The following is an 11,940-nucleotide window of genomic DNA, read 5'->3' on the forward strand; positions in this document are numbered from 1 at the left end:
CCCATACATTTCTTTATAAATGCGACTTAGTAACTGACCAAACTAAAAATAGCTGCCGATAGGCAGCTATTTTTAGTTGGCATTCAATGCCTGTTCGATATCACTGATGAGATCTTCAATATCTTCAACTCCTACACTCAAACGTACCATGTCGTCGGTAACGCCTATTTCAGCACGTTTTTCAGCTGGAATTGAAGCGTGTGTCATCAAAGCCGGATGATTCGCAAGCGACTCTACGCCTCCTAAAGATTCTGCAAGTGTAAATACTTTAAGCTTTTCTAAGAAAGAAACAGCATCCTGTTTTGCTCCTGATTTAAAAGTAAATGAAACCATTCCTCCGAATCCGCCTTTCATTTGTTTTTTAGCTAATTCATGATGTGGATGAGAAGCTAATCCCGGATACAATACTTTGTCAATTAATGGATGTTGTTCTAAAAACTCAGCTACTTTCTGTCCGTTAAAACAATGACGTTCTACTCGTAAGTGAAGCGTTTTAATACCGCGCAATACCAAAAAGCTTTCCTGTGGACCTAATGTAGCTCCGGTGGCAAATTGTGTAAAATGCAATTGCTTTCCTAATGCTTCTTCTTTGATAACAAGAGCACCGGCAATCACATCAGAGTGACCTCCGAGATATTTGGTAGCAGAGTGCATCACAATATCAGCTCCCAGATCCAAAGGTTTTTGTAAATATGGAGTAGCAAATGTATTGTCAACAGCGAATAAAACCCCATGTTTCTTAGTGATTTTGGCAATGGCTTCAATATCAGCAAGCTTCATCAACGGATTCGTAGGGGTTTCAATCCATACCAACTTTGTTTTTTCATTGATCTTAGCTTCAAAATCAGCCAAATCATTCATGCTGATAAAATGAAAACGAATCCCCATGTCTTCATAAAAACGGGTAAAAAGACGATAAGTGCCTCCGTAAAGATCATCCATAGCGATAACTTCATCTCCGGGTTTTAGTAATTTCATTACACAGTCAATAGCTGCCAGTCCCGATGAAAAAGCCAGTCCACGCGCTCCGTTTTCAATGCTTTCAAGAGCGTGTTCGAGAGCAGTACGGGTAGGATTGTCTGCACGGCTGTATTCATAGCCGGTATGTACACCCGGACTTTTTTGAGCAAATGTAGAAGTGTGATAAACAGGAGGCATAACGGCTCCTGTAGAAGGATCATGCTGCTGTCCTCCATGTATAACTTTAGTGTTAAATTTCATAATAAGAGCTTTTAAAAAAACTAATACAAATATACTCCAATCTGACGCAATTATTATAGCTTTGTATTAAAATTAAAAAAAGCATTAGATGAAGAAAATAATACTATTAATCTGTTTTTCAGTTGTTTTACTCAGCTGCAAAAAGCAGCAAAAAATCGCTTTTGAGATGGTTACTTACCAACAAAAGTCAACTTTGCCATGTGAAGAAGGGGCTTGTACAGAAGTAATCGTAAAAATTCCGCATGCTTTAAGTAAAGATTCTGTTTCTAAAAGAATCAATGAGCAGGTTTTTGATATCGTAAAAGAAATTGTCGTATTTGATCAGGACAACGAGCGATTTAAGACATATGAAGAAGCAATAAACTCCTTCATCACTTCTTACGAAGATATCAAAAAACAATTTCCAAATGAACCGGTACCCTGGGAGGCAAAAATAGAAAGCAAATACACCGTCTTTGGAAAAGAGCTGGTAAATATAGATATGGATCACTATACTTTTACAGGTGGTGCTCATGGAAGTCAGGGAGTTATTTCTGTCTTTTATGACTTGACTACGGGTAAAGAAGTTGCTCAAAAAGACCTTTTCGTAAATTATGAAGGGTTTAAAAACCTTGCAAAGAAAAAGTTTTATGCCATGAACCATCTCGAAGAAAATGTTTCTCTTAATGAGAAAGGGTATATGTTTGAAGATGATAAATTCTATCTGGCAGAAAACATCATCATCAACAAAGACGAATTGATTGTGCGATATAATCATTATGAAATTGCTCCGTATGCACAAGGACCGACGGAATTAAAGTTTTCTTATAAAGAAATAAAATCCTATTTAAATCCCTTGTATTTTAAAGAATAAGTGAAAAAAATTGAGTGTCTATAAAAAATTATTTAAACAAACATTGATTTATGGTATCGCCGCAGTGATACCAAAGATGATCGGTTTTATTATGGCACCTTTGCACATGCAATGGTTGCCGGACAATGCCTACGGAAATTATACCCTAATCTTCTCCTGGATGATGTTTTTCAACGTCATTCTCGCATTTGGTATGGAAACGGCCTTTTTCAGATTTTACAATAAGCGCGAAAATAAAAAGGAAGTTATCAACAATTCTATATGGTACTTGTTTCTCGTTTCTTTTGTTTTTTTAGGGATAGCCTTTCTTTTTAAAAATGAGATTGATCATTATTTCGAAATTCAACCTGTTGTAACCACTTTTCTCTTATGGATTTTAGTATTAGATACATTGGTTGTAATTCCGTTTGCTATACTGAGAGCACATCAAAGACCTGTAAAATACAGTGCAATAAGAATAATGAATGTTGCAGTCAATGCGTTGCTGACCATTTTCTTTTTATACTTGTTGCCGATCATCATTAAAGAAACCGGTTCTGAATTTTTTAAAGCAATGTATAGACCTCATTTTGAAGTGGGCTATGTGTTCCTGTCAAATCTTATAGCAAGTATATTTACCCTTATAGTATTGTCTAAATATTATTTGAAACTGCGTTTTCATTTCAATATTCAATTGTGGAAAGATATGCTTACTTATGGTTTTCCGGTTATGATTGCCGGGTTGGCATTCGTAGTAAATGAAACATTTGATAAAGTATTTTTAAAAGAGTTATTACCTGAAGAAACCGCTGTATTTGATGTAGCCCGTTATGGAGCCTGCTATAAATTAGGTGTATTTATGGTGTTGTTTCGTATGGCGTATACGTTAGGAATAGAGCCTTTCTTTTTCAGTTATGCCAAAAATGACGATGCCCCTACAAAATATGCTACTATTACCAAATATTTTGTGTTATGTGGGAGTCTTATGATGTTAGTCATCATTGTTTTCGCCGATTTCATCAAACAGTTTTATATCACCAATGAAAACTTCTGGTCTGCGATGGAAATCGTTCCGTATATTATCCTTGCCAATCTGATGTTGGGAATTTATACCAACTTGTCTGTTTGGTACAAATTACAGGATAAAACAAAAATAGGAGCTTATATTTCTGTAGCAGGAGCTGTGGTTACGGTTCTGTTTAACTTTATACTTATCCCATATCTCGGTATTTTGGGATCTGCGATCACTACATTGATTGCGTATGCATTTATGATGACTGTATCGTATATATTGGGACAAAAATCATATCCGATTCCTTATGATAAAAAAGCCATAGGACTTTATTTGGGTTCCTCAGTACTCTTCTCATATATATATTTTTATAATTTTAGAGAAAACTATATCGTAGGAATAACATTCTTATTGCTGTTTATTGCCCTTATTGCTTATAAAGAACAAAAACTAATTCAAAGAATTTTAAAATGAAAATAAAAATCATAAACAACTCCAGACATGCATTGCCAAGCTACGAAACCATCGCTTCTGCCGGAATGGATTTACGGGCCAATATTTCTGAAACCATAACCTTACAGCCTATGCAGCGCATACTGGTACCAACAGGACTGTTTCTGGAATTACCAATTGGTTATGAAGCACAGGTACGTTCCCGTAGCGGTTTAGCTTTGAAAAAAGGGATTTCATGTTTAAACTCACCAGGAACAATAGATGCAGATTATCGCGGAGAGGTTGGAGTCATCCTCATCAATCTGTCAAATGAAGCTTTTGTTATAGAGGATGGTGAGCGTATCGCTCAGATGATTATTGCCAGACATGAGCGTGCAGAATGGATGGAAGTGTCTGAGTTGACTGAAACGGAAAGAGGAGCCGGTGGATTCGGAAGCACAGGCGTAAAATAACAAACAAAACAAACGAAACAATGAAAATTATAGTTCCAATGGCAGGGCGTGGGTCAAGATTACGACCACATACTCTAACAATACCAAAACCATTAATCCCAATTGCCGGAAAGCCAATCGTACATCGTTTGGTAGAAGACATCACAAAAGTCCTAAAAGAATCTGTAGAAGAAATTGCTTTTATCATACATAAAAGCTTTGGCAAAGAGGTTGAAAAAGATTTACTGGCAATTGCTCAAAAATTAGGAGCAAAAGGAACGATCTATTATCAAAATGAAGCTTTGGGTACTGCACATGCTATATTATGTGCTAAGGATAGTATGCAGGGACCGGTTGTAGTAGCCTATGCAGATACTTTATTTCGTGCAGATTTTACACTTGATCAGACAGCTGATAGTGTAATCTGGGTAAAAGCAGTAGATGATCCTGCTGCATTCGGAGTAGTGCAGCTCAACGAAAAGAATGAAATTATAGATTTTGTTGAAAAGCCAAAAGAGTTTATATCTGATTTGGCAATCATTGGTATATACTATTTCAAATCAGCAGAAAACCTGCGTATGGAACTCCAGTATCTTTTGGATAATGATATTGCTAAAGGTGGTGAATATCAGCTTACAGATGCTCTTGAGAATATGAAACAGAAAGGATTGAAATTTGTTCCCGGAAAAGTAGAGGAATGGATGGATTGTGGTAATAAAAACGTAACGGTTGATACTAATAATCGCATGCTGAACTTCCTGGATAAAGACGGGGAGCAATTAGTTTCTAAAACAGTTGTTATAGAAAATGCTACGATTATTCCGCCTTGTTATATCGGTGAAAATGTCGTACTCAAAAATGCAACAATCGGTCCAAATGTATCGGTAGGAAACCATAGTTCAATAGAGAATGCTACGATAAAAAATAGTCTGATACAAACGCATGCAGTTATCAAAAATGCAGCATTAGACAATGCCATGATTGGAAACCATGCTGTATTCAATGGTAAGTTTACAAACGTAAGCATCGGTGATTATTCCGTTTTAGAATAATCAATAAACCAACCGTACGGTTGGTTTATTGATTTTATAGCATTAGCCGAAATTCTATATATCGATTTCAAAATTTCTTAGCAATCTGGTTTTTGGTATAATCATATGATTTAATAGATACTTATGAGTAACACACAACAAAAAATAACTGTTTTCTGGTTCCGACGCGATTTGCGGATTGATGATAATCATGGTTTTTATAAAGCTTTGCAATCAGGTCATCCTGTTTTACCTGTTTTTATTTTTGATACAACAATATTAAAGAGATTAGAGAATTCTTATGATCTTCGCGTTGATTATATCCATCAGGCGGTTACAGAACTAAACAAAAGGTTTTCAGAATATGGAAGTGTTTTACATATAGCTTACGGAACGCCCTTACAGGTTTTTGAGGAACTGGTAAATACCTATACGATTCATGAGGTCATCACCAATCAGGATTATGAACCCCAGGCGATACACAGAGATGAAGAAGTCGCTCTTTTTTTAAAGTCAAAAAATATTCTTTTCTCAGGATATAAAGACCAGGTAGTATTTGAGAAACATGAAATACTTAAATCGGATGCAACACCTTATACTGTTTTTACACCGTATTCCAAAAAGTGGAAAGTATTATTGAAAGAAAAACCGCTATATTTATATGAATCGGAAAAACTGCTTTCTCATTTATACAAAACAGAGCCTTCTGATCCCCCATCTTTGGATAAAATCGGATTTGAGAAAACAGCCATTCAATATACAGTACCTGTACTAGATAAAAACATAATAGATACTTACGATCATTACAGAGATTACCCTTCTTTAGACCATACCACACATCTGGGAGTGGCGTTGCGGTTTGGAACTATTTCCATCAGAAAATGTGTTCAATTTGCGTTAAAACATAATGAAATCTGGCTCAATGAACTTATTTGGCGAGAGTTCTTTATGCAAATCCTTTTTCATTTTCCTAAAGTAGTACACCGCTGTTTTAAGGAAAAATATGAACGTATTCCCTGGAAAAATGATGAAGCAGAATTTGAACGCTGGTGTCAGGGAAAAACAGGGTATCCGATTGTAGATGCAGGTATGAGAGAACTCAATGAAACCGGATTTATGCACAATCGGGTGCGCATGATTACAGCAAGTTTTTTGTGCAAACATTTATTGATTGACTGGCGTTGGGGAGAAGCTTATTTTGCTCAAAAATTACTGGATTATGATCTGTCTGCCAATAATGGTAACTGGCAGTGGGCAGCGGGTTGTGGCTGTGATGCAGCTCCGTACTTCAGGATTTTTAATCCGGAAGAGCAGACAAAAAAGTTTGATAAACAGCTTCACTATGTAAAAAAATGGGTTCCGGAATATGGAACACAGCGCTATATTGAGCCGATAATAGATCATAGACAAGCGAGAGAAAGGGCGCTTGACGTTTATAAAAAGGCTCTTTTAAACAATTAAATTTTTCTTATTCCATTTAAAATTAATATAGTATCTTTTGAGAAAATTTATTATTTCAATAAATTTACATTCTTAAAAAAAACAATAACAATAATGAGTCATACTTTCAAGATTTCAGTAAATCAGACAGATACGTTTGAGTTTTCTGAAAATCAGGCAGCAACATTGGATGCCGTAAAAAACTACAAGGACGAGTTTCATGTTTTACATCACAATACCTCTTACAAAGCAACGATTCCTTCTAAAGATTTCAATGCAAAGAAATACACAGTAGTAGTTAATAATACTGCGTATGAAGTGGAAATAGCCGATAAACTGGATCAGCTTATTAAAGAAATGGGGTTTGAAGTTGGTGCTGCAAAACTCATCAATGCGATCAAAGCACCAATGCCGGGATTGATCCTCGAAATCAATGTATCAGTAGGGCAAGAAGTACAGCAGGGTGAAAATCTTCTGATTCTTGAAGCAATGAAGATGGAAAACAGTTTTGATTCCCCTCGTTCCGGTATCATAAAGTCCATTGCAGTAAACAAAGGACAGGCCGTTGAAAAAGGACAGTTATTAATTGAATTTGAGTAAAACATGAAAAAAATATTAGTAGCCAATCGCGGAGAAATTGCCCTGCGGGTAATGAAAACCGCAAAAAAAATGGGTATAAAAACGGTAGCAGTATATTCTGTAGCCGACAGACAATCTCCTCATGTGAAATTTGCTGATGAAGCCGTATGTATAGGTGAAGCACCGTCAAATCAGTCTTATCTTTTAGGGGATAAAATCATTGAAGTAGCAAAAATGCTACAGGTAGATGCTATTCATCCGGGATATGGTTTTCTTTCTGAAAATGCTGATTTTGCCGAATTAGCAGAAAAAAACAACATCACTTTCATAGGTCCTCGTTCTCATGCCATCCATATTATGGGAAGCAAGCTTGCAGCAAAAGAAACGGTTAAAGCGTATGACATTCCTATGGTGCCGGGATTAGATCATGCCATTACTGATATTGATGAAGCCAAAGCAGTAGCCAAAGAGGTAGGATTTCCTATTCTTATCAAAGCATCTGCAGGTGGTGGAGGTAAAGGAATGCGTATCGTTGAAAAGGAAGAAGAATTTGAAAATCAAATGCAGAGAGCCATTTCAGAAGCAACTTCTGCTTTTGGGGATGGTTCTGTTTTTATTGAAAAATATGTAGGTTCACCAAGACATATCGAAATTCAGATCATGGCTGATACCCATGGAAATATTGTTTATCTCTTTGAACGAGAATGTTCAGTACAAAGACGTCATCAAAAAGTGATAGAAGAAGCTCCTTCCGCAGTATTGACACCTGAAATTCGAAAAGCAATGGGAGAGGCAGCTGTAAAAGTAGCCAAATCATGTGATTATGTTGGAGCGGGTACAGTTGAGTTCCTGTTAGACGAAAACAAGAATTTTTACTTTCTTGAAATGAATACCCGTTTACAGGTAGAGCACCCGGTAACAGAGATGATTACAGGAATGGATTTGGTAGAACTACAGATTCGCGTTGCACGGGGAGAAAAATTACCCGTTCAACAGGAAGATCTTAAGATCAAAGGACATGCTCTGGAATTAAGGGTTTATGCAGAAGATCCTATGAACGACTTCTTACCGTCTGTTGGTAATCTGGAAGTATATCGTTTGCCGGAAGGGGAAGGTGTACGTGTTGATAACGGATTTGAACAGGGAATGGATGTGCCTATATACTATGATCCGATGCTTTCAAAACTGATCACTTATGGAAAAGACAGAGAAGATGCGATTCAGTTGATGTTAAAAGCCATTGAAGATTACAAAGTTGAAGGAGTAAGTACCACGCTTCCTTTCGGAAAATTTGTTTTTGAGCATGAAGCATTTGTTTCAGGTAACTTTGATACCAATTTTGTAAAAAAATATTACAGCGCGGATATCATTAAAGAACATCAGGCTAAAGAGGCGGAGATAGCTGCTTTGATCGCATTGAAACAATATCTAACAGACCAGAAAATAGTAAGATTACCAAACCAACTGTAAAAATGGAATCCAATAAATTCAATATATTAAAAGATAAAATTGCCGAATCTAAATTAGGAGGCGGCGAAAAAAGAATAGAAACCCAGCATTCAAAAAAGAAACTTACGGCGCGCGAACGCATTGAGTATTTCTTTGACGAAGGCTCTTTTGAAGAAATAGGAGCTTTTGTAACCCATCGTACCAAAGATTTCGGAATGGATAAAGAACATTACTTAGGCGATGGTGTTATTACCGGTTATGGAAATGTAAACGGACGTCTTGTATATGCTTTTGCACAGGATTTCACAGTATTTGGAGGCGCATTGTCTGAAACTCATGCTGAAAAAATATGTAAAGTAATGGAAATGGCTCTTAAAATGGGAGCTCCGATGATTGGTTTAAATGATTCTGGTGGTGCACGTATCCAGGAAGGAGTACGTTCTTTAGGAGGTTATGCAGACATTTTTTACAGAAATGTGCAGGCGTCCGGTGTGATTCCTCAGATATCTGCTATCATGGGACCTTGTGCCGGAGGAGCCGTTTATTCTCCTGCAATGACAGATTTTACCATGATGGTAGAAAATACGTCTTATATGTTTGTAACGGGACCCAATGTAGTAAAAACGGTAACCAATGAAACCGTTACTTCAGAAGAATTAGGAGGTGCTTCTACGCATTCTACTAAATCAGGAGTTGCACATACTACCTCAGCAAACGATATAGCATGCCTTGAAGATGTAAAAAAACTATTGAGCTATATTCCACAGAATAATACTGAAATTCCTGCTGATTTGCCTTATCAGGTTGTAGAAGAATACAGAGAAGAACTCAATACGGTTGTTCCGGATAATGCGAATAAACCGTATGATATGCATGAAGTAATCAATCATATCATCGATGAAGATTCCTTTTTTGAAATCCATAAAAACTATGCAGAAAACATCATTGTAGGTTTTTCTCGTATCGGAGGAAAGTCAGTAGGAGTCGTAGCCAATAATCCTATGTTTCTTGCCGGATGTTTAGATGTAAATTCTTCTATTAAAGCAGCCAGATTCGTTCGTTTTTGTGATGCTTTCAATATACCATTGCTGGTATTGGTAGATGTTCCTGGCTTCCTTCCCGGAACCGATCAGGAATGGAACGGAATTATCGTACATGGAGCTAAATTATTATATGCCCTTTCAGAAGCAACTGTGCCTAAAGTAACCGTTATTACAAGAAAAGCTTATGGAGGAGCTTATGATGTAATGAATTCCAAACACATTGGGGCAGATCTTAACTTTGCATGGCCTGGAGCAGAGATTGCAGTAATGGGAGCAAAAGGAGCTTCAGAAATTATCTTTAAGAAAGAAATTGCGGAAGCAGCAGATTCAGTAGCCAAACTGGCAGAAAAAGAAGCTGAATATGCAGAGAAATTTGCCAACCCATACAGAGCTGCGCAGCGTGGCTTTATTGATGAGGTAATTTTTCCACAGGATACAAGACGCAAGCTTATTAAAGCATTTACCATGCTTGAAAATAAAGTGGTTGACACACCAAAACGCAAACACGGCAATATTCCTTTGTAAGCGATCTGATAAAAAAGCTGAAACCAGTGGTTTCAGCTTTTTTTTGTCTTTTTGGAAGAATAAATCGATTTATAGCGGATTATTTATGAATACCTTTTCTATGATTTTTTCTGATTCATCCTCAAAATCAACGGTTATGATTTTTTGGGAATCAATCCAGTTTCTGATCTTCGAAACGTTCAGATCCTCTGAACCGCTTACGCCCATTTTTGTCAATGCGGCATAATTACAGTATTGCTCAAACTGTCCTTTAATAGGAATCACATATAACATTTTTTTCAGATAGAGTACTTCAGCGGGAAATTCAAATCCGGCACCACACAAAACACCTTGCGCAGCTGCCAATTTTTTAAAAAACAGTTCCTGATCAATAGGGTAAAAGGAGACATTGAGATAGCGTTCAGGATTTTTTTTAAAAGGAGAAAAAATCAACCAGTGTACCTCTGGGATTTGGGTAAGAATTTTCTGTAAAACAACATCATTAAAACTCGGTAAATACACTAAGAAATAGGAACCCGTAACAGTTTGCAGCTGTTTTATCTGCTGTCTTAAAATCGGATAAAAAATATCATCATGGTATTTTTGGAAATGAAATCCGTATGAAATATCTGTTGGGGCATATTTTTTGAAAATCAGCTTACTTACCGGATGTTTACCGGGAGGTTTTGGGACATTCTCATAAAAAATAGCTGCCTGATGACTGAGTCCGATGATTTTTTTTCCATGCCATTTTGCGGCATAAGCCGTGATAGGCTCATAATCATTAATGATAAGATCATACTCTTGAATGGGAAAGTTTAGAATCGCCCGGGAAAACTGTGTCAGTGAATTTTTGACTACAATTTTCTTATAATCAAGTCCGCCCTTTTTGGAATAGAAAAGCGAAAGTCCTTTGTTTTGCTTGTAAAAGCCATCTAACGGAAGCTGAGTATTATTTCCGGATACGAATACATCAACCTCAGCGACTTGTTTGAATTTAGGAATCAGTTCATTAGCTCTGGCAATGTGCCCGTTTCCCGTACCTTGGAGGGCATATAGTATTTTCATTTGAGCAGTGCATAAATTTTCATAAGTTCTTCTTCCTGTTTCAGGTCAATATCCTCTTCTTCTGTAATGGTAAAGTGGGAAGGATCGTAGGTATAAATACTCCATTCTTCATAATGATATTCCAGAGCAGTAAGATTTTCAATCCAGTCTCCTGAATTCAGATACATACATTTTCCCTTATGATTGGCAACCATTCTTTTTTGTGGCTGGTGAATATGTCCGCAGATGACATAGTCAAAATTATTTTCAATAGCCAGTTCAGAAGCAGTTTCTTCAAAGTTGGTAATAAATTTGACGGCTTTCTTTACACTGTTTTTGATTTTTTTGGAAAAAGAGTATTTTTCCTTTCCCATCAATGATAAAATCCAATTAGAAAAATTGTTCAGGCGAATCAGATAATCATATCCAATGCCGCCCAGTTTCGCAATCCATTTTGAATGCTGTACAGAGGCGTCAAATACATCGCCATGAAAAAACCATGCTTTCTTCCCGTGTAAATCCATCACTATTTTATCCATCAATAAAATTTTTCCAAAATTCATGGGTGAAAATTTTCTGAGAAATTCATCATGATTTCCTGTAATATAAATGACTTTACATCCGTTTAAAGAAAGATTGAGGATATACTTAATCACCTGAAGATGACTTTTGGGAAAATAACTCTTCTTAAACTGCCAGATGTCGATAAAATCCCCATTAAGGACAAGGGTTTTGGGCTTGATAGATTTTAAATAACATAACAATTCCTTCGCTTTACAACCATAAGTTCCTAAATGAACATCAGAAACTACAACCAGATCTACTTTTCTTTTCATTGTCAGTTTTTTCAAAAATACATTCCTAATGTCACTTAAACGTTTTAAAATTCTTATCAAAA

Annotated in this window: 11 protein-coding genes; 8 read left to right on the forward strand and 3 right to left on the reverse strand. The window is 36.5% G+C overall.

The features are described 5' to 3' along the window. Positions 1-72 precede the first annotated feature (72 nt). The gene (locus QW060_RS16960) at positions 73-1,221 is read right to left on the reverse strand and encodes a cystathionine gamma-synthase (RefSeq protein WP_290361693.1); all 1,149 of its coding nucleotides are present in this window, start codon (positions 1,219-1,221) and stop codon (positions 73-75) included. A gap of 88 nt (positions 1,222-1,309) precedes the next feature. Between QW060_RS16960 and QW060_RS16965 the strand changes: the two genes are divergently transcribed. From QW060_RS16965 to QW060_RS17000, 8 genes are all read left to right on the forward strand, one after another. After that, positions 1,310-2,074 (forward strand): DUF3298 and DUF4163 domain-containing protein, encoded by a 765-nt coding sequence (locus QW060_RS16965; RefSeq protein WP_290361694.1) that lies wholly within the window; start codon positions 1,310-1,312, stop codon positions 2,072-2,074. A gap of 10 nt (positions 2,075-2,084) precedes the next feature. Beyond that, a complete protein-coding gene (locus QW060_RS16970; RefSeq protein ID WP_290364642.1) occupies positions 2,085-3,539 on the forward strand; it encodes an oligosaccharide flippase family protein in 1,455 nt (484 codons plus the stop codon). Then, entirely contained in the window at positions 3,536-3,970 is a 435-nt protein-coding gene (gene dut / locus QW060_RS16975; RefSeq protein ID WP_290361697.1) for a dUTP diphosphatase, read from the forward strand. Before QW060_RS16970 ends, dut begins: the two co-directional genes overlap by 4 nt. A 20-nt stretch (positions 3,971-3,990) precedes the next feature. Further along, positions 3,991-5,001 carry a sugar phosphate nucleotidyltransferase gene (locus QW060_RS16980; RefSeq protein ID WP_290361698.1) on the forward strand — a complete coding sequence of 337 codons (1,011 nt, stop codon included), beginning with the start codon at positions 3,991-3,993 and terminating at the stop codon, positions 4,999-5,001. Positions 5,002-5,124: 123 nt separating this feature from the next. Next, positions 5,125-6,441: a cryptochrome/photolyase family protein gene (locus QW060_RS16985; RefSeq protein WP_290361699.1), complete on the forward strand. Its 1,317-nt coding sequence runs from the start codon at positions 5,125-5,127 to the stop codon at positions 6,439-6,441. Between the two features lie 93 nt (positions 6,442-6,534). After that, positions 6,535-7,020, forward strand: coding sequence for an acetyl-CoA carboxylase biotin carboxyl carrier protein subunit (locus tag QW060_RS16990; protein ID WP_290361700.1), 486 nt, complete (start codon positions 6,535-6,537; stop codon positions 7,018-7,020). Between the two features lie 3 nt (positions 7,021-7,023). Further along, positions 7,024-8,469, forward strand: coding sequence for an acetyl-CoA carboxylase biotin carboxylase subunit (gene accC / locus QW060_RS16995; protein WP_290361701.1), 1,446 nt, complete (start codon positions 7,024-7,026; stop codon positions 8,467-8,469). 2 nt (positions 8,470-8,471) lie between these two features. Beyond that, positions 8,472-10,016: an acyl-CoA carboxylase subunit beta gene (locus QW060_RS17000; RefSeq protein ID WP_290361702.1), complete on the forward strand. Its 1,545-nt coding sequence runs from the start codon at positions 8,472-8,474 to the stop codon at positions 10,014-10,016. A gap of 69 nt (positions 10,017-10,085) precedes the next feature. Here QW060_RS17000 and QW060_RS17005 read toward each other — a convergent pair whose 3' ends face one another. Then, positions 10,086-11,063 carry a glycosyltransferase family protein gene (locus tag QW060_RS17005; RefSeq protein WP_290361703.1) on the reverse strand — a complete coding sequence of 326 codons (978 nt, stop codon included), beginning with the start codon at positions 11,061-11,063 and terminating at the stop codon, positions 10,086-10,088. Further along, complete coding sequence (locus QW060_RS17010; protein ID WP_290361704.1) at positions 11,060-11,878, reverse strand: UDP-2,3-diacylglucosamine diphosphatase; 819 nt, start codon at positions 11,876-11,878, stop codon at positions 11,060-11,062. The genes QW060_RS17005 and QW060_RS17010 overlap by 4 nt, the downstream gene beginning before the upstream one ends. Positions 11,879-11,940: the final 62 nt, after the last annotated feature.

The organism is Paenimyroides ceti (assembly GCF_030409925.1).